The organism is Streptomyces sp. NPDC014864 (assembly GCF_043081525.1).
In the GTDB taxonomy this organism is placed as follows: domain Bacteria; phylum Actinomycetota; class Actinomycetes; order Streptomycetales; family Streptomycetaceae; genus Streptomyces.
The window spans coordinates 358,674-383,323 of the sequence record NZ_JBIBWT010000008.1 but is presented as its reverse complement, the minus strand read 5'-3'; the positions used below and the strand labels follow the sequence as shown (position 1 = coordinate 383,323).

Annotated in this window: 21 protein-coding genes; 3 read left to right on the top strand and 18 right to left on the bottom strand. The window is 71.4% G+C overall.

Translation table 11 applies throughout. The annotated features are described in order from the left end of the window. Positions 1 to 51 precede the first annotated feature (51 nt). On the top strand, positions 52 to 555 hold the full coding sequence (gene bldD, locus ACF1A5_RS17950) for a transcriptional regulator BldD (RefSeq protein WP_004990661.1): 504 nt from the start codon (positions 52 to 54) through the stop codon (positions 553 to 555). Positions 556 to 734: 179 nt separating this feature from the next. On the opposite strand, the gene nusB is transcribed toward bldD, so the two are convergent. The 17 genes from nusB to ACF1A5_RS17865 form a co-directional block, all read right to left on the bottom strand. Then, entirely contained in the window at positions 735 to 1,166 is a 432-nt protein-coding gene (nusB, locus tag ACF1A5_RS17945) for a transcription antitermination factor NusB (RefSeq protein WP_392193799.1), read from the bottom strand. A 2-nt stretch (positions 1,167 to 1,168) separates the two neighbouring features. After that, positions 1,169 to 1,735 (bottom strand): elongation factor P, encoded by a 567-nt coding sequence (gene efp / locus ACF1A5_RS17940; RefSeq protein ID WP_014671526.1) that lies wholly within the window; start codon positions 1,733 to 1,735, stop codon positions 1,169 to 1,171. Between the two features lie 55 nt (positions 1,736 to 1,790). Next, the gene (locus ACF1A5_RS17935) at positions 1,791 to 2,897 is read right to left on the bottom strand and encodes an aminopeptidase P family protein (protein ID WP_392193798.1); all 1,107 of its coding nucleotides are present in this window, start codon (positions 2,895 to 2,897) and stop codon (positions 1,791 to 1,793) included. 198 nt (positions 2,898 to 3,095) lie between these two features. Next, positions 3,096 to 4,127, bottom strand: coding sequence for a Pro-rich N-terminal domain-containing protein (locus tag ACF1A5_RS17930; RefSeq protein ID WP_392193797.1), 1,032 nt, complete (start codon positions 4,125 to 4,127; stop codon positions 3,096 to 3,098). Positions 4,128 to 4,291: 164 nt separating this feature from the next. Then, positions 4,292 to 5,938: a 3-dehydroquinate synthase gene (gene aroB / locus ACF1A5_RS17925; protein ID WP_392193796.1), complete on the bottom strand. Its 1,647-nt coding sequence runs from the start codon at positions 5,936 to 5,938 to the stop codon at positions 4,292 to 4,294. After that, positions 5,935 to 7,119, bottom strand: a complete 1,185-nt coding sequence (gene aroC / locus ACF1A5_RS17920) for a chorismate synthase (RefSeq protein WP_392193795.1) — start codon at positions 7,117 to 7,119, stop codon at positions 5,935 to 5,937. Before aroC ends, aroB begins: the two co-directional genes overlap by 4 nt. Positions 7,120 to 7,341: 222 nt before the next feature. Further along, positions 7,342 to 8,181 carry a shikimate dehydrogenase gene (locus ACF1A5_RS17915; RefSeq protein ID WP_392193794.1) on the bottom strand — a complete coding sequence of 280 codons (840 nt, stop codon included), beginning with the start codon at positions 8,179 to 8,181 and terminating at the stop codon, positions 7,342 to 7,344. After that, positions 8,162 to 9,865 carry an endolytic transglycosylase MltG gene (gene mltG / locus ACF1A5_RS17910; RefSeq protein ID WP_392193793.1) on the bottom strand — a complete coding sequence of 568 codons (1,704 nt, stop codon included), beginning with the start codon at positions 9,863 to 9,865 and terminating at the stop codon, positions 8,162 to 8,164. The genes ACF1A5_RS17915 and mltG overlap by 20 nt, the downstream gene beginning before the upstream one ends. Positions 9,866 to 9,985: 120 nt before the next feature. Next, on the bottom strand, positions 9,986 to 10,450 hold the full coding sequence (ruvX, locus tag ACF1A5_RS17905; protein WP_392193792.1) for a Holliday junction resolvase RuvX: 465 nt from the start codon (positions 10,448 to 10,450) through the stop codon (positions 9,986 to 9,988). A gap of 14 nt (positions 10,451 to 10,464) precedes the next feature. Further along, positions 10,465 to 13,137 carry an alanine--tRNA ligase gene (alaS, locus tag ACF1A5_RS17900; protein ID WP_392193791.1) on the bottom strand — a complete coding sequence of 891 codons (2,673 nt, stop codon included), beginning with the start codon at positions 13,135 to 13,137 and terminating at the stop codon, positions 10,465 to 10,467. Beyond that, a complete protein-coding gene (locus ACF1A5_RS17895) occupies positions 13,137 to 13,490 on the bottom strand; it encodes a hypothetical protein (protein WP_392193790.1) in 354 nt (117 codons plus the stop codon). Before ACF1A5_RS17895 ends, alaS begins: the two co-directional genes overlap by 1 nt. A 9-nt stretch (positions 13,491 to 13,499) precedes the next feature. Continuing rightward, complete coding sequence (locus tag ACF1A5_RS17890; RefSeq protein ID WP_392193789.1) at positions 13,500 to 13,949, bottom strand: DUF948 domain-containing protein; 450 nt, start codon at positions 13,947 to 13,949, stop codon at positions 13,500 to 13,502. 220 nt (positions 13,950 to 14,169) lie between these two features. After that, positions 14,170 to 14,784 carry a 30S ribosomal protein S4 gene (rpsD, locus tag ACF1A5_RS17885; RefSeq protein ID WP_356185249.1) on the bottom strand — a complete coding sequence of 205 codons (615 nt, stop codon included), beginning with the start codon at positions 14,782 to 14,784 and terminating at the stop codon, positions 14,170 to 14,172. 301 nt (positions 14,785 to 15,085) lie between these two features. Then, complete coding sequence (locus ACF1A5_RS17880; RefSeq protein WP_392193788.1) at positions 15,086 to 16,441, bottom strand: replication-associated recombination protein A; 1,356 nt, start codon at positions 16,439 to 16,441, stop codon at positions 15,086 to 15,088. 106 nt (positions 16,442 to 16,547) lie between these two features. Continuing rightward, positions 16,548 to 17,204, bottom strand: coding sequence for a vitamin K epoxide reductase family protein (locus ACF1A5_RS17875; protein WP_392193787.1), 657 nt, complete (start codon positions 17,202 to 17,204; stop codon positions 16,548 to 16,550). Positions 17,205 to 17,585: 381 nt separating this feature from the next. Beyond that, a complete protein-coding gene (hisS, locus tag ACF1A5_RS17870; protein WP_392193786.1) occupies positions 17,586 to 18,848 on the bottom strand; it encodes a histidine--tRNA ligase in 1,263 nt (420 codons plus the stop codon). Positions 18,849 to 18,863: 15 nt separating this feature from the next. Then, positions 18,864 to 19,571, bottom strand: coding sequence for an MBL fold metallo-hydrolase (locus ACF1A5_RS17865; RefSeq protein WP_392193785.1), 708 nt, complete (start codon positions 19,569 to 19,571; stop codon positions 18,864 to 18,866). 190 nt (positions 19,572 to 19,761) lie between these two features. Here ACF1A5_RS17865 and ACF1A5_RS17860 point away from each other — a divergent pair, with 190 nt between their 5' ends. Then, positions 19,762 to 20,580 (top strand): peptidylprolyl isomerase, encoded by an 819-nt coding sequence (locus ACF1A5_RS17860; RefSeq protein WP_392193784.1) that lies wholly within the window; start codon positions 19,762 to 19,764, stop codon positions 20,578 to 20,580. A gap of 137 nt (positions 20,581 to 20,717) precedes the next feature. After that, positions 20,718 to 21,947 (top strand): DUF349 domain-containing protein, encoded by a 1,230-nt coding sequence (locus ACF1A5_RS17855; protein ID WP_392193783.1) that lies wholly within the window; start codon positions 20,718 to 20,720, stop codon positions 21,945 to 21,947. Positions 21,948 to 22,062: 115 nt separating this feature from the next. Here the strand turns inward: ACF1A5_RS17855 and ACF1A5_RS17850 are convergent, their stop codons facing one another. Beyond that, positions 22,063 to 24,600 carry a RelA/SpoT family protein gene (locus ACF1A5_RS17850; RefSeq protein ID WP_392193782.1) on the bottom strand — a complete coding sequence of 846 codons (2,538 nt, stop codon included), beginning with the start codon at positions 24,598 to 24,600 and terminating at the stop codon, positions 22,063 to 22,065. Positions 24,601 to 24,650 lie beyond the last annotated feature (50 nt).

Below are 24,650 nucleotides of genomic sequence, written 5' to 3'. Positions count from 1 at the left end.
CGCGGCCTGGAAGCCAAGCCAGTCGCGTCGACACAGTGTCCGGGGAGCCATATGTCCAGCGAATACGCCAAACAGCTCGGGGCCAAGCTCCGGGCGATCCGCACCCAGCAGGGCCTTTCCCTCCACGGTGTCGAGGAGAAGAGCCAGGGACGCTGGAAGGCGGTCGTGGTCGGTTCTTACGAGCGCGGCGACCGCGCCGTGACCGTGCAGCGCCTCGCCGAGCTGGCGGACTTCTACGGAGTCCCCGTGCAGGAGCTGCTGCCGGGCACCACCCCGGGCGGCGCCGCCGAGCCTCCGCCGAAGCTGGTCCTGGACCTGGAGCGGCTGGCCACGGTGCCGGCCGAGAAGGCGGGCCCGCTGCAGCGCTACGCGGCGACGATCCAGTCCCAGCGCGGTGACTACAACGGCAAGGTGCTCTCGATCCGCCAGGACGACCTGCGCACACTCGCCGTCATCTACGACCAGTCGCCCTCGGTCCTCACCGAGCAGCTGATCAGCTGGGGCGTGCTGGACGCGGACGCGCGCCGCGCCGTGGCGTCCCACGAGGAGAGCTGAGCCGCAAGGACCACCGCAGAAACGTGCCGCCGGGGTGGCCGGAACTTTCACGGTTCCGGCCACCCCGGCGGCATTCTGCGGCCCTGCCCGGAGCTCGGGGCACGGGAACACACCGGAGGGCCCGCAGCGTCACCGCTGCGGGCCCTCCGGCACGTCCGGCGCCTCTCGCGCCCCGCTTCTCACGCCTCGCGGCGCAGCGAGGGCTTGAGGTCCTTCAGGCGGCCGAGCAACCCGTTGACGAAGGAGGGCGACTCGTCCGTGGAGAACTCCTTCGCGAGCTGCACCATCTCGTCCAGCACGACGGCGTCCGGGGTCTCGTCGACCCAGATCAGCTCGTACGCGCCGAGGCGCAGCAGGTTGCGGTCGACGACCGGCATCCGGTCCAGCGTCCAGCCGACCGCGTACTGCGCGATCAGCTCGTCGATCCGCCTCGCGTGCTCGGCGTACCCCTCGACGAGCTGCATCGTGTACTCGCTCACCGGCGGCTGCCGGGTGTCGGAGCGGGCGTGCCGGATCCAGTCCGCGAGCACGGTCAGGACGTCGGTGCCGCGCTGGTCGCCCTCGAAGAGGATCTGGAAGGCGCGCTTGCGGGCCGTGTTGCGGGCAGCCACGGTTAGCTGTTCACCCGGCCGAGGTAGTCGCTCGTACGGGTGTCGACCTTGATCTTCTCACCGGTGGTGATGAAGAGCGGGACCTGGATCTGGTGACCGGTCTCCAGCGTCGCGGGCTTGGTGCCGCCGGTGGAGCGGTCACCCTGGACGCCCGGCTCGGTCTCGGCGATGGTCAGCTCGACGGCGGCCGGGAGCTCCACGAAGAGCACCTCGCCCTCGTGCTGGGCGACGGTCGCGGTGAAGCCCTCGACCAGGAAGTTCGCGGCGTCGCCGACGGCCTTCCGGTCGATGTGCAGCTGGTCGTAGGTCTCCATGTCCATGAAGACGAAGTACTCGCCGTCCATGTAGGAGAACTGCATGTCGCGCTTGTCGACGGTGGCCGTTTCGACCTTGACGCCGGCGTTGAAGGTCTTGTCGACCACCTTGCCGGACAGCACGTTCTTGAGCTTGGTGCGCACGAAGGCGGGGCCCTTGCCGGGCTTGACGTGCTGGAACTCGACGACGGACCAGAGCTGGCCGCCTTCGAGCTTGAGCACCATGCCGTTCTTGAGGTCGTTCGTGGAAGCCACGGTTGCGGAATCTCCTGGACTGACGTACGACCGGGGGCAGGCGCACAGCGCGAGGCTAGAGCGCGAGCAGCTCCTTGGTCGTGATGGTGAGTAGCTCGGGTCCGCCGTCCGCCTCGGGGCGTACGACGAGCGTGTCATCGATCCGGACACCGCCCCGGCCCGGGAGGTGGACCCCCGGTTCGACGGTGACCGGCACGCAAGCGTCCAGTTTACCCATGGCCGCGGGAGCCAACTGCGGGTCCTCGTCGAATTCGAGTCCGACGCCGTGTCCCATGAGGGGCTGCAGGCCCTCGCCGTACCCGGCGCAGTCCAGGACCTGGCGTGCGGCGCGGTCGACGTCGCGGTAGCCGGCGCCGGGGGCCAGGGCCTCCCGGCCGGCGCGCTGGGCGGCGAAGACCAGGTCGTAGAGCTGGATCTGCCAGTCCGCGGGGGACGTGCCGATGACGAAGGTGCGGCCGATCTCGCAGCGGTAGCCGCGGTAGGCCGCGCCCAGGCACACCGAGAGGAAGTCGCCCTCCTCCACCCGCCGGTCGGTGGGCCGGTGGCCGCGGCGGCCGGAGTTCGGGCCGGTGGCGACCGAGGTCGGGAAGGCGGGGCCGTCCGCGCCGTGGTCCACGAGCCGCCGCTCCAGCTCCAGCGCGAGATGGCGCTCGGTGCGGCCGACGAGGATGGACTCCAGCAGCTCGCCGAGGGCCTGGTCGGCGATCTCGGCGCCGATCCTCAGACAGGAGATCTCCTCCTCGTCCTTGACGACCCTGAGCTGTTCGACCGCGTGGCCCAGGTCGGCGAGGCGGAGCCGTGGTGCCACCGAGGCGAGGGCGCGGTGCCGGGCCACGGTGAGGTGGTGCTCCTCGACGGCCAGGGAGTCGGCGCCCTGGCCCTCGGCGAGGTCGGCGGCGGCGACGGCCGCGTCGGCGCCCGGCCGGGGCAGGACCTGCACACGCAGCGCCTCGTCCGGCCGTCCCTCGTAGGGCCGGTCCTCCGGTGGGCTCGTGCACACCAGCAGGTCCTCGCGCTTTCCGAGGAGCAGGACGGCACACCGCGGGGCCGCGCCCGCGAGGTACCGCACATTGGCGGGACGAGTCACCAACGCCGCCGCGCTGCCGCCCGCGTTGCAGCGCTCCCGTAGCCGGCTCCGGCGGGCCGCGTACACCTCTGACATGAACCGAGCGTAAGAGCGCGCGCCGGATGTCGCCGGTCGGGAGGGCCGAGTGGGCGTTCAGGAGGCGGCGCGCACATGCCGGGAAGGGTGCCCGAGTGGTGGTCCGGTCGCAGGTGGGAGGGCTGTGCCGGCGCCGCCGTCCGCACCTCCCGGCCCGTCGCCCGTCCCACCCTCCCGCCGGGACCGGTCAGGGCGTGGTCACCACTGCGGGGGGCTGGCGATGGCGCGGGACAGGACCTCGTCGAGGACCTGGGCCGTGGCCGGGACGTCGAGCTGGGAGTTGTCGATGATCGGGAGGCCCGAGCCGTACCAGCCGGCCATGCGGCCGTGGATGCGGGCGACCTCCTCGTCGGTGAGGCGCCGGTTGCCGGTGCGCTCGGCGTTCCGCTCCAGGACGACGTCCAGGCCGGGCAGGAGGACGACCGGGAGCAGTCCGGGGCCGACGTGCCGCTTCCAGCCGCCGAGCCCGACGACCGGGCGGTCGGGGAAGACCGCGTCGTCGAGGATGCAGGAGATGCCGTTGGCGAGGAAGTTGCGCGCGGCGAAGCCGCAGGTGCGGCGGGCCAGGCGGTACTGCGCCTCGGAGTTGTCGTTCCAGCCGGACTGCGGGTCGGCGAAGCCCGAGCGGACCCATTCGCGTACGTCGTCGAGGCTGATGTGGGCGGTGGGGACCCGGCGGTGGTCCGCCCAGTACTTGGCCACGCTCGTCTTGCCCGCGCCCGCCGGTCCGATCAGCAGCACCGCGAGGGTGGTGCCGGACGGGTCGGGCACGGCCTGGGCGGGCGGGGCGCTCGGCATGGCGACCGGGCCGCCCGGGGGCAGCCGCACATGGCCGGTGGTGTCCGGGGCCGGGACCGACGGGCCGGATACGGACTGCGGCGCCGCCGGCGGAACCGGACCGGGCTGCTGCGGAACACCCGGCGGGACCGGAACGCCTTGCTGCGGCGCACCCGGCGGGACCGGAGCGGGCTGCCGCGGCCCGGCGGGCGGGGCCGGGACCGGGGCGGGCTGGGGCGCGGGCTGCGGCGGACCCGCCGGCTGGGGCGCGTGCGGCGCCGGGGCGGCGCCCGGGTAGCCCGGTGCCGGTGGCGGCGGTGGCACGGGGGCGGAGCCCTGGTGCGCGCCCGCGTGGTGCGGACCCGGCTGGTGTGCGGCCGACGACCAGCCGACGGCCGGTCCGTGCCCCGGCTGGTGGGGCGGCGGCAGCGGATTCCCCACTGCGTGCTGCATCCGGTGCCACTCCGTCTCGTACAAGGCAATGAGCGCTGGCAGCGGGGCGGGCCCGCCGTGCTACCGAACGGTACCGCCCCCGGCCGTCGCATGGTGAACGGCCGGGGGCGGTCCGAAGTGCCCGGCGCCGCAGGCGAAACGGACGGACCGGAGCGGGGCGGGACTTAACTCCCGACCTCTCCGTACGCGGCGAGCAGCACCGCCGGGTCCGGGCCCTCCAGGACGGTCGGCTTGGCGAGCCCGTCGAGGACGATGAAGCGCAACAGGTCGCCGCGGGACTTCTTGTCCACCTTCATGGTCTCCAGCAGCTTGGGCCACTGGTCGTAGCGGTAGTGCAGCGGCAGCCCCACGGACTCCAGGACGGTGCGGTGACGGTCGGCGGTCGCGTCGTCCAAGCGGCCCGCGAGACGGCCGAGTTCGGCGGCGAAGTGCATGCCGACCGCCACGGCCGCGCCGTGCCGCCACTTGTAGCGCTCGTTCTTCTCGATGGCGTGGGCGAGGGTGTGCCCGTAGTTGAGGATCTCCCTGAGGCCCGACTCCCTCAGATCCGCGGAGACGACGTCCGTCTTGACCCTGATGGAGCGTTCGATCAGCTCGGCGGTGTGCGGTCCTGCCGGGGTGCGCGCCGCCTCCGGGTCGGACTCGATGAGGTCGAGGATCACCGGGTCGGCGATGAAGCCGGCCTTGATGACCTCCGCGAGACCGGAGACGTAGTCGTTGACCGGGAGCGAGTCGAGGGCCGCCAGGTCGCACAGCACGCCGGCCGGCGGGTGGAAGGCGCCCACCAGGTTCTTGCCCTCGGCGGTGTTGATGCCGGTCTTGCCGCCGACCGCCGCGTCCACCATCGCGAGCACGGTGGTCGGAACGGCGATCCAGCGCACCCCGCGCAGCCAGGTCGCGGCCACGAAACCGGCGAGGTCGGTGGTGGCGCCGCCGCCCACGCCGACGATGACGTCGGTGCGGGTGAAGCCGGACTGGCCGAGCGCCTTCCAGCAGTAGGCGGCGACCTCGGCGGTCTTGGCCTCCTCGGCGTTCGGCACCTGGATGGCGACGGCCTGGTAGCCCTGCGCGGCCAGGTCGGCGCGGAGCGCGTCACCGGTCTCGGCGAGCGCCTCGGGGTGGATCACCGCGACACGCTTGGCCTTCGGCCCGACCAACCCGCCCAGCTCGCCGAGGAGTTGCCGGCCGACCAGTACCTCGTACGGGTCCGTGCCCGCCGTGCCGGCCACCTGAATCCTTGTCACCTGGTCTGCCACGACGTCCTCCGGCCGGGGGTCCGGGGTGTGTCCCCCGGGGAATGCGGTCTTCAACTCCAGTGCGTCCAGGGCGGCTCGGGTGACCTCCTCGGGCGTACGCCCGTCGGTGGGCACGACCGCCGTGGCGACCTCCTCGTAGAGGTGCCGGCGGGCCTCCATCAGCTCGCGCCACTGCTTGCGAGGGTTGACGGCGAGCAGCGGGCGGGCCGCGTTGAGGCCCGTGCGCCTGACCGCTTCCTCGACGTCCATCGACAGGTAAACCACGCGGTGGCCGGCCAGCAGCGCCCGGGTGTCCGCGTCGAGGATCGCGCCGCCGCCGAGGGCGAGGACGCCGTCGTGCCCGGCGAGCGCCGTGTGCACCGCGCGCTTCTCGACGGCGCGGAAGACCGGCTCGCCCTCGTCGACGAAGATCTCCGCGATGGTCCGGCCCTCTGCGGCGACGATGTCGTCGTCGGTGTCCCGGTAGCCGACGCCGAGGCGCTCGGCGAGCATCCGGCCGACGGTGGACTTGCCCACGCCCATCGGCCCGACCAGGACGACCAGGGGCGCGCTCATCGGATGGGGAGGTGGTCGAGGTACGACCGGACGTTGCGGTGCGTCTCGGCCACGCTGTCGCCGCCGAACTTCTCCGCCACGGCGTCCGCCAGGACGAGCGCGACCATGGCCTCCGCGACGATGCCGGCCGCGGGGACCGCGCACACGTCGGAGCGCTGGTGGTGGGCCTGCGCCGGCTCGCCGGTGCTGACGTCGACGGTCCGCAGCGCCCGCGGCACGGTGGCGATCGGCTTCATGGCGGCGCGCACGCGCAGCAGCTCGCCGGTGGTCAGACCGCCCTCGGTGCCGCCGGAGCGGCCGGTGGCCCGCCGGATGCCCTCGTCCGTGGTGACGATCTCGTCGTGCGCCTTGGAGCCGGGCACCCGGGCCAGCTCGAAGCCGTCGCCGACCTCGACGCCCTTGATGGCCTGGATGCCCATGAGGGCGGCGGCCAGGCGCGCGTCCAGGCGGCGGTCCCAGTGCACGTGCGAGCCGAGGCCGACCGGCACGCCGTACGCCAGGACCTCGACGACCCCGCCGAGGGTGTCGCCGTCCTTGTGGGCCTGGTCGATCTCGGCGACCATCGCCTTCGAGGCGTCGGCGTCCAGGCAGCGCACCGGGTCGGCGTCCAGGCGCTCGACGTCGGCCGGGGTCGGGTGGACGCCGTAGGGCGCCTTGGCCGCGGCCAGCTCCACGACGTGGGAGACGATCTCGATGCCGGCCGTCTCCTTCAGGTACGACCGGGCCACCGCGCCGAGCGCGACCCGCGCGGCCGTCTCACGGGCGGAGGCGCGCTCCAGGATCGGACGGGCCTCGTCGAAGCCGTACTTCTGCATACCCGCCAGGTCGGCGTGGCCGGGGCGGGGGCGGGTCAGCGGGGCGTTGCGCGCGAGTTCGGCCAGCTCCGCCGGGTCGACCGGGTCGGCGGCCATGACCTTGTCCCACTTGGGCCACTCGGTGTTGCCCACCATGATCGCGACCGGGGAGCCGAGGGTGAGGCCGTGCCGGACGCCGCCGAGGAAGGTGACCTCGTCCCGCTCGAACTTCATCCGCGCACCGCGGCCGTAGCCGAGCCGCCGCCGCGCGAGGTGGTCCGCCACCATCTCCGTGGTGATCGGCACGCCGGCGGGAAGGCCCTCCAGCGTCGCGACGAGTGCGGGACCGTGGGACTCCCCCGCGGTCAGCCAACGCAGCCTGCTCAACGGTGCTCCTCAGTGCTCGCGCCCTGGTACTGCCCTGCGTACGCGTGTCCTCGCGTACGGCGACGGCGCGGCCGGGTGCGCGGCTCCGGCCCGCCACCTCCGATCCTCCCACGTCCCGGGGCACGAACCGGTCGTCGGTCCAGGAAGCGGACGCGTCCGTGGAGCGGGCTCCCGGGGGCGGGGCCGCGCGCCGGTCTCCCGGCCGGTCCGCGCGGACGGCCGTCAGCGTTCCGACAGGGCCTTCTCGCCCGCCGCGCGCAGGGCTTCCAGCGGGACCGGGGAGCGGCCGGTCATCAGCTCCACCTGCAGCACCGCCTGGTGCACCAGCAGGTCCAGGCCGCTGATCACGGCGCCGCCGGCCAGGGACCAGCGGGCCGCCAGGGCCGTCGGCCAGGGCTCGTACAGCACGTCGAAGAGGACGGTGGGCCGCTCCGGCACGGCGGCTGCGAGCGCGTCCGTGGTCCCGGCCGGGGTGGTGGCGACGACCAGGGGTGCGCACAGAGCTTCGGCCGCGTCCGCCCAGTCGGCGGTGCGGACCTCGACGTCCAGCCGCTCGCCCCACTGCCGCATCTCGGCGGCCCGCGCCTCGCTGCGGACGTAGGCGGTGACCTCGCCGGTGCAGACGCGGGCGAGGGCGGCCAGCGCCGAGGATGCGGTGGCTCCGGCGCCGAGGATCGCCGCCGAGTCGACCTGCTCGATGCCGCGCTCGCGCAGGGCGGCGACCATGCCGGGGATGTCGGTGTTGTCGCCGACCCGGCGGCCGTCCTCGGTGAACACGACGGTGTTGACCGCCTCGACCGAGGCCGCCGTCTCGCTGATCTCGTCGAGCAGCGGGATGACCGCCCGCTTCAGCGGCATGGTCAGCGACAGCCCCGCCCAGTCCGGACCGAGGCCCTCGAAGAAGGCGGGCAGCCCGGCCTCGTCGACCTCGAACCGGTCGTACGACCAGCCGGTGAGCCCCAGTTCGCCGTACGCGGCACGGTGCAGCACCGGTGAGAGGGAGTGGCCGATGGGCGAACCGAGCACGGCGGCCCGGCGGGCGTCAGTGGCCCGAGCTGGCATTGAACTTGTCCTTGAGCTTCTGGAACTCGGCGTAGGTGCGGGCGAACTCGGTCTTGTTCATGCCGTCGGTCGCCACGAAGTAGATCCAGCCCTCACCGGTCGGATTGAGTGCCGCCCTCAGCGCGTCGTCGCCGGGGTTGCCGATCGGCCCGGGCGGCAGACCCTTGTTGGTGTACGTGTTGTACGGGCTGGTGTTGTTGTTGATCTCCTTCTCGCTGATGTGGATGTTGCTCTCGCCCTTGAGGTAGTTGAAGGTCGAGTCGAACTGCAGCAGCTGGTTGGTCTCGGTGTTGGTGGGCTTGAGGCGGTTGTAGACCACCTCCGCCATCTTGCGGAAGTCGTCGTGGGTCTTGCCCTCGGCCTGGACGAGGCTCGCGACCGTGACGAGCTGGAGCGGGTTCTGCAGGTTGAGCGCTTTGGCCTTCGCGGCGAGGTCGACCTGGCCGTAGGCGTCGTTGGCCTCGCTCACCATCTCCTTGAGCACCGCTTCCGGCTTCATGCCCTTGGCGGCGGGATAGGTGCCCGGGTAGAGGAAGCCCTCCAGCGGGTCGAGGATCCTGGTGTTGCTGTTCGCCCAGCTCGGCAGGCCGAGGGTCTTGTACTGCTTCGCGGCGGTCTTCTTCGTGGTGCCGGCGGACAGCTCGAGCTGCTTGTCGATCGCCGCGTAGACCTGGGCGTTGCGCTCGCCAGGCTTGACCAGCACATTGCTCTGGCTCTTGGGGTCGAGCATCAGCGCGACCGCGCTCGCCGCGGACATCTGCTTCTCCAGCAGATAGGCGCCCGCCTGGATCTGCTTGCCCCGGGGGTTCTGCGACTGGGCGGCCACGAAGGCGTCGACGCTCTTGACGACGCCGGCCTCCTTGAGCTTGCGGCCGATGTCGTTGCCGAGGGCGCCCTTGGGGATCTCGACGGTCACCATCTCGCCGGTGCCGTTGCCCGCGTAGTCCGGGGCCGCGCCGAAACGATTTTGGTAGAAGGTGTAGCCGAAGTAGCCGACCCCGGCCACGCCGCCGCCGAACACCAGCACGACCACCAGGCAGGCGCAGCCGTTGCGGCGCTTCTTGCCCTTGCCGCCCTTGGCCTTGCCCTTGTCCCCGCGGCCCCGGCGCCCCCGGTCGTCGGTGGAGTCCGCGGCGAGGTCGTCGTCATCGTCGTCGCCACCCGTGAAGAACGGGTGCTCCTCCGGGCCCTGGTCCGCCTCGGGGTCCCAGTCCGGCCGCGGCTCGGGCTCGGCGCGCCTGCGGCTCGGCGGCTCCGGCGGGGGGTACGCGCCGGGGGTGGCGTAGAAGTCGGGCTGCTCGCCCTCGTAGGACGCGGCCTGTTGGGCGTAGGGGTCGGCGGGGTACCGGACGTGCGGCTGCCCGCCGGCCTCGCCCGGGTAGGGGACCTGCGGCTGTGCGCCGGTGCCGTCCCAGCCGCCCTGCTGGTACTGCGGGTGGCCGGCGTAGGTCTGGTGGCCCTGGTCGCCGTACTGCTGCTGCGGGTACTGGCCGCCGTAGCCGGCCTGCTCGTGGCCCTGGCTCCAGTCGCCGTACTGCGGCTGCTGCGGATGCTGCTGCGGCCGGCCGCCGTAGGGGGACTGCCGGCCGTCGTGGGCCTGCTGTCCTCCCCATCCGCCGTCCCCGTACAACGGGTCCTCCGGATGCCACGGTTCGGAGCCTGGGCCCCGGCCATACTCAGTCATCGATCCCCTAGAGCCGCGAGACGGCGGTCACACGGCCCTGGGCCCGGCTCCCGTTCCGCCTCTCCTGTGCGTCGGCTGTTCGAACACCGGCGCATCGCGCGGAACGTTACCGTATCGCGATCAGATGACCACTTCGACGCCCTCGCCGGGTGCTTTACCTGACACCCGTTCGGATTCCAGGGCCTGCTGGAGAATGACGACGGCGGCCGCCTGGTCGATCACCGAACGGCCCTTCCTGGACTTCACGCCCGAGGCGCGCAGCCCCTGACTGGCTGTCACGGTCGTCATCCGCTCGTCGACGAGCCTGACCGGTACCGGCGCGAGCATACGCGCCAGGTCCTGGACGAATCCGCGGACCTTCACGGCGGCCGGGCCCTCGCCCCCCTTGAGGGAGCGAGGGAGACCGACCACGACCTCGATCGGCTCGTACTCCTCGACGAGCTGCTTCAGACGGCGCTGGGCCGCCGGGACGTCACGGCCCGGGACCGTCTCCACCGGAGTGGCGAGGATCCCGTCGGGGTCGCAGGAGGCGACCCCGATACGGGCGTCCCCGACGTCGATCGCGAGCCGGCGTCCTCTTCTCATCTCTTGACCGTTTCTTACTTGGCGGTCTCGGCGACCATGCGCTCCACGGCCGCGACGGCCTCGCCGACCGCGGCCGGGTTCTGGCCGCCGCCCTGGGCGACGTCCGGCTTGCCGCCACCGCCGCCGCCGAGCGTCTTGGCGGCCGTGCGCACCAGGTCACCGGCCTTCAGACCGCGCTCGCGGGCCGCGTCGTTGGTGGCGATGACGGTCAGCGGCTTGCCGTTGTTCACCGTGAACAGGGCGACCACGGCGGCCCGGCCGCCCTGGATGCGGCCGCGCACGTCGAGGACCAGCTTGCGCAGGTCGTCCGGCGTGGTGCCGTCCGGAACCCGCCCGGTGACCACGGCGACCCCGCGGACGTCCTTGGCGGACTCGGCGAGACCGGCGGCGGCCTGCAGCACCTTCTCGGCGCGGAACTTCTCGATCTCCTTCTCGGCGTCCTTCAGCTTCCCGAGCATGCCGGCGACCTTCTCCGGCAGCTCCTCCGGGCGGCCCTTGAGCAGCTCGGTGAGCTGGTTGACGACCGTGTGCTCGCGGGCGAGGAAGGAGTAGGCGTCGACACCGACGAGGGCCTCGATACGGCGCACACCGGAGCCGATGGAGGACTCGCCGAGCAGCTTCACCAGACCGAGCTGGGCGGTGTTGTGGACGTGCGTGCCGCCGCACAGCTCCTTGGAGAAGTCGCCGATGGTGACCACGCGCACGCGCTCGCCGTACTTCTCGCCGAACTCGGCGATGGCGCCCTGCTTCCTGGCGTCGTCGATGCCCATGACCTCGGCGTGCACGTCGAGGTCGCGGGCGAGCACCTCGTTGATCTTCTGCTCGACGTCGGTCATCACGGCCGTCGGAACGGCGGACGGCGAGCCGAAGTCGAAGCGGAAGCGGCCGGGCTGGTTCTCGGAACCGGCCTGGGCGGCCGTCGGGCCGAGCGCGTCGCGCAGGGCCTGGTGGGTGAGGTGCGTGGCCGAGTGGGCGCGGGCGATGGACTTGCGGCGGCGGACGTCGATCGAGGCGTGGGCCCGGGCGCCGACGGTGATCTCGCCGACCTGGACGACGCCCTTGTGGACGTACACGCCCGGCACCGGCTTCTGGGTGTCGCGGACCTCGACGACGGCACCGGAGTCGGTCCTGATGCGGCCGGTGTCGCCGATCTGGCCGCCGCCCTCCGCGTAGAACGGGGTGCGGTCCAGGACGACCTCGACCTCGTCGCCCTCGGAGGCGGCCGGGGAGGAGACGCCGTCCACCAGCAGGCCGACGACCGTGGTCTCGGACTGGGTGTCGTTGTAGCCGGTGAAGTCGGTGGCGCCGGCCGAGTCGGCGATCTCACGGTAGGCGCCGAGGTCGGCGTGGCCGGTCTTCTTGGCCTGGGCGTCGGCCTTGGCGCGCTCCCGCTGCTCCTTCATCAGGCGGCGGAAGCCGTCCTCGTCCACGGAGAGCCCCTGCTCGGCGGCCATCTCCAGGGTGAGGTCGATCGGGAAGCCCCAGGTGTCGTGGAGCAGGAAGGCCTTGTCGCCGGGCAGTACGGAGGAGCCGGAGGCCTTGGTCTCGGTCACGGCGGTGTCGAGGATGTTGGTGCCGGCCTTGAGCGTCTTGAGGAAGGCGTTCTCCTCGGCGACGGCGACCTTCTCGATCCGCTCGCGGTCGGTGACCAGGTCCGGGTACTGCTGCCCCATCATGCCGATGACGACGTCGACGAGGTCCTTGACGACCGGGCCGGTGGCGCCGAGCAGGCGCATGTTGCGGATGGCGCGGCGCATGATGCGGCGCAGCACGTAGCCGCGGCCCTCGTTGCCCGGGGTGACGCCGTCGCCGATCAGCATGGTGGCGGTGCGCATGTGGTCGGTGACCACGCGCAGGGACACGTCCGAGGCGTGGGCGTCGCCGTAGGCCACGCCGGTCAGCTCGGTGGCCTTGTTGATCACGGCCATGGAGGTGTCGATCTCGTACATGTTCTGCACGCCCTGCAGAATCATGGCGAGCCGCTCCAGGCCGAGGCCCGTGTCGATGTTCTTGCTCGGCAGGTCGCCGAGGATCTCGAAGTTGTCCTTGCCGGTGCCCTCGCCGCGCTCGTACTGCATGAAGACGAGGTTCCAGATCTCCACGTACCGCTCGTCGTTGACGGCGGGGCCGCCCTCGACGCCGAACTCGGGGCCGCGGTCGTAGTTGATCTCGGAGCAGGGGCCGCAGGGTCCGGGGACGCCCATGGACCAGTAGTTGTCCTTCATGCCCAGGCGCTGGATCCGCTCCTTGGGCACGCCGACGACCTCGTGCCAGATGCGCTCGGCCTCGTCGTCGTCCTTGTAGACGGTGATCCACAGGCGCTCGGGGTCGAGGCCGTAACCGCCCTTGTCCTGGGGCGTGGTGAGCAGCTCCCAGGCGAGCTTGATGGCGCCTTCCTTGAAGTAGTCGCCGAAGGAGAAGTTGCCGCACATCTGGAAGAAGGTGCCGTGCCGCGTGGTCTTGCCGACCTCTTCGATGTCGGGCGTGCGCACGCACTTCTGCACGCTGGTGGCGCGCGGGAACGGCGGCTTGACCTCGCCCAGGAAGTAGGGCTTGAAGGGCACCATGCCGGCCGGGACGAGGAGCAGAGTCGGGTCGTCCGCGATGAGCGACGCCGAAGGGACGACGGTGTGCCCGCGCTCCTCGAAGAAGCTCAGCCAGCGGCGGCGGATCTCAGCCGACTCCATCAGTGGTCCTCATTCCGGTTGTACGAATGCGTCTGGTACGTCGAGCCCTCGACGTACTTCGGGTGGTTGCGGTTCTCGATGGCGGGGTGGCGCCGGGGTGCGGGGAGTTCGGGGTCCGCGTTGATGCCCAGCGCCTCGCCGAGTTCGGCCTCCCGCCGGGCCATGTTCTCGCGGACGTCGACGGCGAACCCCACCGCTCGGTCCTTGAGCCGGTGGCCTGCCTCGAGCGCCCGGTTCGCCGCGGCCGCGGCGAGGTTCTCGGGGGTGAGCTGCCTGAGCTTGCGGTTGACCTTGGTGGTGGCCCACACTCCGGCGGCGACACCGGTGGTGAACCAGAACGTACGGCGGAACATCGCTAGTCCTTACTTCTCCCGGTTGTTCCGCTTCCCCCGGCGCGCGGCCGGGACGGTGCGGCCCACGATCACCGTACGCCTGGGCGTACGGGCGGGCCCCTCCTCCTTGCGGCCGCCGAGGGCGCGGCGCACGCCGTATCCGAAGGCGGCGACCTTGACCAGAGGGCCGCCGAAGGTGGAAGCGACCGTCGTCGACAGGGCGGACGCGTTGGACGTGACCTCCTGGACGTCGGAGGCGATCGCGTCGACGCGGTCGATCTGGGTCTGCGCCGAGCGCACCGCCTGCGAGGCGTCGGACAGCAGCGGGACGGCCTGGTCGGTCACGTCCGCCACGAGCTTGGTGGTCGCCCTGAGCGTCTGGGCCAGCCTCGCCAGTGCCACGGCGAGGAAGGAGACCAGGATCGCCCAGAAGACGGCCACCAGGATCCCGGCCACCTCTCCACCGGACACAGTGCGCACCCGCTCCCTGAAACGTGCGTGATCATCGGAACCAAAAGAATCAGTGCACCGAGCCTATCGCGCCGGGAGCGGGGCTCCGTACCGGATTAGAGCCCGCGCACCGCGTGGTGTACGGCGGACACACACGAGCCCGCCGCCTCGCCCGCCCGGAAGGGCGGGGAGACGGCGGGCTGCGGTGGTGCTGCGGTGGTGCTGCGGTGGTACTACGGCCTGCTGAGGATCAGCGGGCGTAGTACTCGACGACGAGCTGCTCGTCGCAGATCACCGGGATCTCCTTGCGGTTCGGCTCGCGGTCCAGGCGGAACGCCAGGGCCTTGAGGTTCACCTGGAGGTAGCGCGGGGTCTCGCCCTCGGGGGCGAAGCCACCCTCGCGGGCGATCTGGAAGAGCGTCTTGTCCTTGCTGCGGTCGCGGACCTGGATCACGTCGTCGGGACGGACGCGGAAGGACGGCTTGTCGACCTTCTGGCCGTTGACCGCGATGTGACCGTGGACGACCATCTGGCGGGCCTGGTAGATCGTGCGGGCGATACCCGAACGCAGGACCAGCGCGTCGAGGCGGCGCTCGAGCTCGACGATCAGGGCCTCACCGGTCTTGCCCTGGACCTTGGAGGCACGCTCGTAGGCGCGGACGAGCTGGCGCTCGGACACGTCGTACTGCGCGCGCAGACGCTGCTTCTCGAGCAGACGGACCTTGTAGTCCGAGTTCTGCTTGCGGCCGCGGCCGTGCTCACCCGGCGGGTAGGGGCGGGCCTCGAAGTACTTGACGGCCTTCGGGGTCAGCGCGATGCCGAGGGCACGCGACTTCTTGACCTTGGGGCGGGACTGGTTCGCCACTGTGTGTCTCTTTCCTGGTTTCCGGCTTGTCAGAGTCGTGGGAGGTCGCATCCGCAGCCGGGGAATCCCGTCGGGTCCGTATCGGACCTGCCGGGCAGCCGCTCCCCTGGTCTGGGCACATACGTGCAGCACGCGAGTGGCCCACCGACCTCTCCCGGGATCCGGGTGGTGGTGGGCTGCCCGCGACACCGATCGACGGTGCGCGACGCTCCTGGAGTCGGTCCCGAGGGACCGGGTCTCCGGCCGGCTGTCCCGCTCTGACTGCGCGGGACTCGGCGCTTCGGGGAATTCTACAGGGTGCTCAGGACCGCTTCCGACCGAGGTGCTTCCGGGTCCACTCCACCACGTCCGCGTACCGCGCCTCGGCGCCGTGCCGGGTCGGGGTGTAGTACTCGCGCTCCTTGAGGGCGTCCGGCGCGTACTGCTGTGGGGCGATGCCCTCGGGCAGGTCGTGCGGGTAGGCGTAGCCCTGTGCGTGGCCGAGCTTGGCCGCGCCCTTGTAGTGGCCGTCCCGCAGGTGCGGTGGGACCGGTCCGGCCAGGCCCTTGCGCACGTCGTCCAGGGCGGCGCCGATCGCGGTGGTCGCGGCGTTGGACTTGGGGGCCAGCGCGAGGGCGATGGTGGCGTGGCTGAGGGTGAGCGCGGCCTCCGGGAAGCCGATCATGGCGACGGCCTGCGCGGCTGCCACCGCCGTCGGCAGGGCGTTCGGGTCGGCCAGGCCGATGTCCTCGCTGGCGGAGATCATCAGCCGGCGGGCGATGAAGCGGGGGTCCTCCCCGGCCTCGATCATCCGGGCGAGGTAGTGCAGGGCCGCGTCGACGTCGGAGCCGCGGATGGACTTGATCAGGGCGCTGGCCACGTCGTAGTGCTGGTCGCCGTCGCGGTCGTACTTCACGGCGGCGCGGTCGACCGTCTCCTCCAGCGTCCGCAGGCCGATCTCCGGCTCGCCCTTGTCCAGGGCGGCCCCGGCGGCGGCCTCCAGTGCGGTGAGGGCGCGGCGGGCGTCGCCGCCCGCGATCCGCAGCAGGTGGTCCTCGGTGTCCTCGGGGAGGGCGACGGCCTCCCTCAGGCCGCGCTCGTCGGTGAGCGCGCGGCGCAGCAGGCCGCGGACGTCGTCGTCGGTGAGTGGTTCGAGGGTGAGCAGGAGGGAGCGGGACAGCAGCGGGGAGATCACCGAGAAGTACGGGTTCTCCGTGGTCGCCGCGATCAGGGTCACCCAGCGGTTCTCCACTGCCGGGAGCAGGGAGTCCTGCTGGGCCTTGCTGAAGCGGTGGATCTCGTCGAGGAAGAGGACCGTCTCCTGGCCGTAGCCGCCGGAGGCGCGGCGGGCGCCGTCGATGACCGCGCGGACCTCCTTGACGCCCGCGGTGATCGCCGACAGCTCCACGAAGCGCTTGTTGGTGGCCTTGGAGACGACGTACGCGAGGGTCGTCTTTCCGGTGCCGGGCGGGCCCCAGAGGATCACCGAGGACGGTCCCGCCGGGCCACCCGCGCCCTCGCCCACCAGCCGGCGCAGCGGCGAGCCGGGCTTGAGCAGATGCTGCTGGCCCACCACCTCGTCGAGGGTGCGCGGGCGCATCCGGACGGCCAGAGGGCTTGCGGCCGGGTCCTTCTCCTGGCGTTCTTCTGCTGCGGCGGTGAACAGGTCGGGCTCCACGTCGGCAACCCTATGTCACCCCACCGACAAAGCCGTCGGGCCCGGATCCGGGGGCCCGGCGGGGCCCCGGTCCAGGCCCGGAGACTGCTGGTGCGGGGTCCGCGGCTCAGGCCCAGAGGCTGCTGCCCCAGCGGGTCAGGATCAGCATGGCGATGACGCCGGTGTGCGTGACCGGCAGGACCCAGGTGAACTCGGCGAGGAAGTTCTTCACCGGGCGCGGGGCGGGCAGGAAGTCGTTGCGGACGTTGAACGAGGTCACGTACCAGAACATGGTGAGCGTGGCGACCCAGGCCAGCGAGCACCACAGGCACAGGGCGTTGATGCGGTACAGCGACTGGAACATCAGCCAGGTCACGAAGCACACGCCGAAGAGCGTGCCGAAGTTGAAGGTCAGCCAGTACCAGCGGGGGAAGCGGGCGCGGGCGAGCAAGCTCATGCCGACGCAGATCACGATCCCGTAGGCGACCAGTCCGAGCATCGGGTTGGGGAAGCCGAAGACGCCGGCCTGCTTGCTCTCCATGACGCTGCCGCAGGAGACGATCGGGTTGAGACTGCAGCTCGGGGTGAACGTCTTGCCGCTCACCTTGCCCTCGAGGATCTTGAACTTGTCGATCGTGATGACCCAGGCGGCGAGCAGACCGGCGGCGCCGGTGATCACCAGGAGCAGGGCGAAGGCGCGGCTGCCGCCCTCGGTCCGTGGCGCGCGCACCGCGTGCTCCGGCTCGGGCTCGGTGGAGACGTCCTTGACTGTCGTCTTGCTCATCACGCCGATTCCGTCACTAGAGGGTCGGGCTTTCTTCGGTCACGGCCATTGTGCCGCACCGGGGCCCGGGTCCACCGTGCGGCGGACACCTGGAGATACGCACGAACGCCCCCGGACGTTCGATTTTTCGGCCGGGTTCGGCCGGGCTGGAGGGGCGTCCCCGCCGTCGGCGGCGTCCGTCGCGGGCGGCCGCGCTCGCACACCGAAATCGCCTGGCGGGACGAATCGGCCCGCACGGAGTTGACCTGCCGGATTGACGGACCGCACCGACGGCCGCGGCGACGGCTCGCGCGGCCCCCCATGACGAAGGCGCCGGGCACCCTGTGCGGGGGACCGGCGCCTTCGCGGGACGCACCGGCGATGCCGGGCGACGCTCCGCTGCTAGCCGAGCCGCGACTCCAGTTCCGCCACGATCTCGTTGACGCCGATCGCCGACTGCTCGCCGGACTCCATGTCCTTGAGCTGCACCACGCCCTCGGCGAGGTCGCGCTCACCGGCGACCAGGGTGTAGCGGGCGCCGCTGCGGTTGGCGTTCTTCATGGCCCCCTTGAGGCCCTTGTGGCCGTAGGAGAAATCCGCGGCGATGCCGACCTTGCGCAGCTCGGTGACCTTCGCGAACAGGACGCGGCGCGCCTCCTCGCCGAGCGGGACCGCGAACACGCTGGTCGACGCGGGGAGTTGGAGCGCGATGCCCTCGGCCTCCAGCGCGAGCACCGTGCGGTCGACGCCGAGCGCCCAGCCCACCGAGGGCAGTGCGGGGCCGCCGATCATCTCCGACAGTCCGTCGTAACGGCCGCCGCCGCCCACCGCGGACTGGGAGCCCAGGCCGTCGTGGACGAACTCGAAGGTGGTCCGCGTGTAGTAGTCCAGGCCGCGCACCAGCTTGGGGTCGTCCTCGAAGGAGACGCCCGCCGCGGTGATCAGCTCGCGGACCTCCTCGTGGTACGCCTTGCACCCGTCGCACAGGTAGTCGCGCAGCAGCGGGGCGCCGGTGAGCTGCTTCTGGACGGACTCACGCTTGTCGTCGAGCACCCGCAGCGGGTTGATGTCGACCCGGCGGCGGGTGTCCTCGTCGAGGTCCAGGCCGCGCAGGAAGTCCTGGAGGGCGGCGCGGTAGACCGGGCGGCACTCCTTGTCGCCGAGGGAGTTGAGCAGGATGCGGAACTCGCGCAGGCCCAGCGAGCGGTACGCCTGGTCGGCGAGGATGATCAGCTCGGCGTCCAGCGCCGGGTCCTCGGCGCCGATGGCCTCCGCGCCGACCTGGGAGAAGTGGCGGTAGCGGCCCTTCTGGGGACGCTCGTAGCGGTAGTACGAGCCCGAGTACCAGAGCTTGACCGGCAGGTTGCCCGCCTTGTGGAGGTTGGCCTCCAGCGCGGCGCGCAGCACGGACGCCGTGCCCTCGGGGCGCAGCGCGAGCCGGTCGCCGCCCTTGGTCTCGAAGGCGTACATCTCCTTGGTCACGATGTCGGTGGACTCACCGACGCCGCGCGCGAACAGCTCGACGTTCTCGAAGCCGGGCGTCTCGACGTAGCCGTAGCCGGAGTTGCGCAGCGGGGCCGCGATCGCCTCACGGACGGCCAGGTACTTGGCGGAGTCCGGCGGGATCAGGTCGTACGTGCCCTTGGGGGCCTTGAAGGTGCTCACGGGAGGTCTCTCTCGTCACATTCCTCGTCGGGGAGCGGGCTGCGCTCCCTGGCCGGCGGCCACCTGCCGCAGATACGGGTTGGTGGCGCGCTCCTGGCCGATGGTCGTCTGGGAGCCGTGGCCGGACAGCACCACGGTCGAGTCGTCGAGCGGCAGGCACACGCGGGCCAGCGAGTCGAGCATCTCGGCCATGTCGCCGCCGGGCAGGTCGGTGCGTCCGACGGAGCCGGCGAAGAGCAGATCCCCGGAGAACAGGACCGACGGGATGTCGGCCGTCTCGGGCATCCGGAAGGTCACCGACCCCTTGGTATGGCCCGGCGCGTGCGCGACCGACAGCTCCAGACCGGCCAGCTCCAGCTTCGCGCCGTCGGTCAGCTCAGCAACGTGGTCGGGCTCCCCCACGGTCAGCTCGCCCATCAGCGGCATCCCGATGGAACGGCCGAGCGCCTTCTCCGGGTCGCTCATCATGTACCGGTCGGCGGGGTGGATCCAGGCGGGCACGTCGTGGGCGCCGCACACGGGGACGACCGAGGCCACATGGTCGATGTGGCCATGGGTGAGGACGACCGCGACGGGCTTGAGCCGATGCTTTCTGATCGCGTCCTCGACGCCCTGGGCGGCCTGGTGGCCGGGGTCGATGATCACGCACTCCTCACCGGCGGCGGGGGCGACGAGGTAGCAGTTCGTCGCCCAGGCCCCGGCGGGGAACCCGGCAATGAGCACGATCGTCCTTCGTTGTGTCGGTTGGGGTGGACTTCGGCGGGGCCGCGCGTGGCTGAGCCCGTCGTCAGAGCCTACCGGCGCTGCCGAATCCTCAGCGAACCCATATACGGTACGGGTCACACCCCCAGCGGTCGGCTCACTCGACGCACGTGCACCGGTCGACCCAACAGACGCATGAGGAGAGAACCCGGTGGTCAGCCAGGAACAGCGGCGGCGTCAGCTCGCCCGGGAGAAGTTCTTGCGGCAGCAGCAGCGGCGCACCGCCTCGCGGCGCAAGGCCCGCGTGCGCAACTCCGTGATCGCGTCGGTCCTCGGCGTGGTGGTCATCGGCAGTGTGGCGCTCTACACGACCGGCGTTCTCAAGAACGACGACAAGACCAAGGCGAGTTCGGACGTCTCCCCCAGCCCCTCCGCGCCCAGCAAGGCCCCGGATCCGTGCGCGAAGCCCGCGGCCGGCGCGGTGAAGAAGCTGAGCTGGAAGAAGGAGCCGGCGATGACGGTCGACACGTCGGCGAAGTACACGATGAAGCTCGCGACGACGTGCGGCGACATAGACGTGGCGATGAAGACGGCGGCCGCGCCGCACACGGTGAACTCGTTCGCCTTCCTCGCGGGCAAGGGCTACTTCGACCACACCCGGTGCCACCGGCTCACCACCAACGGCATCTACGTCCTGCAGTGCGGCGACCCGACGGGCACGGGCAGCGGAGGTCCCGGGTACACGCTTCCCGACGAGAACCTCAAGGACCCCGGCCTGAAGGGCAATGTCTACCCCGCGGGTACGGTGGCGGTGGCGAACACCGGGCAGAAGCACACCGGAGGCAGCCAGTTCTTCCTCGTCTACCAGGACAGTCAGCTTCCGCCCAGCTACACACCGTTCGGCACCGTTTCCGAATCCGGTATGAAGGTGCTGAAGAAGATCGCCGCCGCGGGTGAGAGCTCCGGCCAGGGCGACGGGGCTCCCAACGCGACGGTCGTGGTCAACAAGGCCACGGTCGGCAAATCCTGACCGTCAACTGCGAAATTTCGGTCGCGCTGGATGCGGACAGGCCGCACGCCGGTCGCCTATGTTGGCGGTGACGAAACTGTGGACGATGCCCGGGGGAGCTTCGAGCCCCCTCGCAGGCATCATGTGGAGGAGGCGCTGTGAGCAGCGACCCGTGGGGCCGCGTCGACGAGACGGGGACCGTGTACGTGCGGACGGCCGAGGGCGAGCAGGTCGTCGGTTCCTGGCAGGCCGGCTCCCCTGAGGAGGCGCTGGCCTACTTCGAGCGCAAGTACGAGGGCCTGGTTGTCGAGATCGGCCTCCTCGAGAAGCGAGTGCAGACCACCGATCTGTCGACCAAGGACGCGCAGGTCGCCATCGACCACATCCGTGAGCAGGTCGACGCGCACCACGCGGTGGGCGACCTGGACGCGCTGCGGGTCCGGCTGGACAAGCTGGTCGCGGCGGTCGAGTCGCGCCGCGAGGAGCGCAAGGCGCAGCGCGCCCGGCAGACGGACGAGGCCAGGCACGCCAAGGAGGCGCTGGTCACCGAGGCGGAGGAGCTCGCGCGGTCCGACCAGTGGCGGGCGGCCGGCGAGCGGCTGCGGTCCCTGGTGGACACGTGGAAGGGGCTGCCGCGGCTCGACCGCAAGTCGGACGACGAGCTGTGGCACCGCTTCTCGCACGCGCGGTCGGCGTTCTCCAAGCGGCGCAAGGCGCACTTCGCGCAGTTGGACGCGCAGCGCGAGGAGGCGCGGAAGACCAAGGAGCGGCTGGTCGCCGAGGCCGAGGCGCTGTCGGGCTCGACGGACTGGGGGCCGACGGCGGCCCGCTACCGCGAGCTGATGGCGGAGTGGAAGGCGGCGGGCCGCGCCCAGCGCGAGCACGAGGACGACCTGTGGAACCGCTTCCGCGGCGCCCAGGACGTCTTCTTCGCCGCCCGTGGTTCGGTCTTCGCCGAGCGCGACGCCGAGCAGGCGGAGAACCTGAAGCTGAAGGAGGAGCTGGCCGAGGAGGCCGAGAAGCTCCTGCCGATCACGGATCTGAAAGCCGCCCGGGCCGCCTTCCGCTCGATCAACGAGCGGTGGGAGGCCATCGGTCATGTGCCCCGGGACGCCCGTCCGCGGGTCGAGGGCCGGATGCACGCGGTCGACCGGGCACTGCAGGACGCCGAGGAGACCGAGTGGCGCCGGACCAACCCGGAGGCGCGCGCGCGTGCCGAGGGTCTGACCGGCCAGCTCCAGGCCGCCGTGGACAAGCTGCAGGGCCAGATCGAGCAGGCCCGGGCCCAGGGCAACACCGCCAAGGCGGACAAGCTGGAGAGGGAGCTGGAGGGCCGTCAGGCGCTCCTGGACCAGGCTCTGAAGGGTCTGCAGGAGTTCGGGGGCTAGCAGGGACTCCCCTTCCGGGTCCCGGTCTCCGGAGAAGGCCGCTGAGGGCTCCCGTACGGTGCGTACGGGAGCCCTCCGGCGTTTCAGGTACGTCCGCGGGCTCCCGCCACGGGCGTCAGGCCCGGCTGCGGGCGGACGTCACCCGGTACACGTCGTAGACGCCCTCCACGCCGCGGACCGCCTTCAGGACGTGCCCCAGGTGCTTGGGATCGCCCATCTCGAAGGTGAAGCGGGAGGTGGCGACGCGGTCGCGGGAGGTCTGGACGGCCGCGGACAGGATGTTGACGTGCTGGTCGGACAGCACGCGCGTGACGTCCGACAGGAGCCGGGAGCGGTCCAGGGCCTCGACCTGGATGGCGACCAGGAAGACCGAGGACTGCGTGGGCGCCCACTCGACGTCGAGGATCCGCTCCGGCTCCCGGGACAGTGAGTCCACGTTGACGCAGTCGCTGCGGTGAACCGATACGCCGTTACCGCGGGTGACGAAGCCGATGATCGGGTCGCCGGGGACGGGCGTGCAGCAGCGGGCCAGCTTGACCCACACGTCGTCGACGCCCTTGACGACCACGCCCGGGTCCGTGCTGGTGCGGCGCTTGCGGCCGCGCCCCCGGGACGGCGGCACGCTCTCGTCGATCTCCTCGGTGGCCGCCTCCTCGCCGCCGAGCGCCTGGACCAGCTTCTGCACGATGTTCTGGGCGGAGACATGGCCCTCTCCGATCGCCGCGTAGAGCGCGGAGATGTCGGAGTAGCGCATCTCGTGCGCGAGGGTGACCAGCGAGTCTCCGGTCAGGATGCGCTGGATCGGCAGGTTCTGCTTGCGCATCGCGCGGACGATGGCGTCCTTGCCCTGCTCGATCGCCTCGTCGCGCCGCTCCTTGGAGAACCACGCCCGGATCTTGTTGCGGGCGCGCGGCGACTTCACGAAGCCGAGCCAGTCGCGGGAGGGGCCCGCTCCGGTCGCCTTGGAGGTGAACACCTCCACCAGGTCGCCGTTGTCGAGGGTCGACTCCAGCGGGACGAGGCGGCCGTTGACCCGTGCTCCTATGGTGCGGTGGCCCACCTCGGTGTGGACCGCGTACGCGAAGTCCACCGGGGTCGCCCCGGCCGGGAGCGCTATGACGTCGCCCTTGGGCGTGAAGACGAAGACCTCGTTGCGGGAGAGGTCGAAGCGCAGCGACTCCAGGAACTCGCTGGGGTCCTCGGTCTCCTTCTGCCAGTCCAGCAGCTGCCGCAGCCACGCCATGTCGTTGATGGCGTCCTTGTCCTTGGCGGACGCCTTGGGCACGTCGGTGCGCACCTTGGAGGCGCCGGCGACGGCCTCCTGCTTGTACTTCCAGTGCGCGGCGATGCCGTACTCGGCGCGGCGGTGCATGTCGAACGTGCGGATCTGGAGTTCGACCGGCTTGCCGCTCGGCCCGATGACCGTCGTGTGCAGCGACTGGTACATGTTGAACTTGGGCATCGCGATGTAGTCCTTGAACCGCCCCGGAACCGGGTTCCAGCGGGCGTGGACCGTGCCCAGTGCCGCGTAGCAGTCGCGGACGGTGTCGACCAGGACGCGGATGCCGACCAGGTCGTAGATCTCCGCGAAGTCGCGGCCGCGGACGATCATCTTCTGGTAGACGCTGTAGTAGTGCTTCGGGCGTCCGGTGACGGTGGCCCGGATGCGCGCGGCGCGCAGGTCGGCCTGGACCTCGTCGATGACCTTGGCGAGGTACTCGTCGCGCTTGGGGGCGCGCTCGGCGACCAGGCGGACGATCTCGTCGTACATCTTGGGGTAGAGGATCGCGAAGGCGAGGTCCTCCAGCTCCCACTTGATGGTGTTCATGCCCAGGCGGTGGGCGAGCGGCGCGTAGATCTCCAGGGTCTCGCGCGCCTTCTTCTCCTGCTTCTCGCGCTTGAGGTAGCGCATGGTGCGCATGTTGTGCAGGCGGTCGGCGAGCTTGATGACCAGGACCCGCGGGTCCTTGGCCATGGCCACGACCATCTTGCGCACGGTCTCCGCCTGCGCGGCCTCGCCGAACTTGACCTTGTCCAGCTTGGTGACGCCGTCGACCAGCAGCGCGACGGTGTCGCCGAAGTCGCGGCGCAGCTGGTCCAGCCCGTACTCGGTGTCCTCGACGGTGTCGTGCAGCAGGCCGGCCATGAGCGTGGCCGGGTCCATGCCGAGCTCGGCGAGGATGGTGGTGACGGCGAGCGGGTGCGTGATGTACGGGTCACCGCTCTTGCGCTTCTGGCCGCGGTGCCAGCGCTCGGCCACCTGGTAGGCGCGCTCGATCTGGCGGAGCGTGGCGGCGTCGATCTTGGGGTCGTTGCTGCGCACTATCCGCAGCAACGGCTCCAGCACCGGGTTGTACGGGTTGGCGCGCTGGACGCCGAGACGGGCCAGGCGGGCGCGGACGCGGTTGGAGGAGCCGGAGCGGGCGGGCTGGCCCGCGGACGGCCGCACGGCCGGGGGGTTCACCGGGCGCTCCGAGGCGGCCGGCTTGGGGCGCGAGGGCTCCGACGACTTGCCGACGGGCGCGGCCTGGGCGTGCTCGACCGTCCCACGGCTGTCGTTGATCGCGTGGGGCGCGGTCGGCGCGGACTTGGCCGCGGGCGCCGAGCCGGGCTCGGGCTTGGCGGCGGTCAGTGGCTGGGCCTCGTCTGGCAAGAGGGCTCCTCGTGCGCGGTCCGGGTCCCCCGGTCAGGCTCCGGAGACCC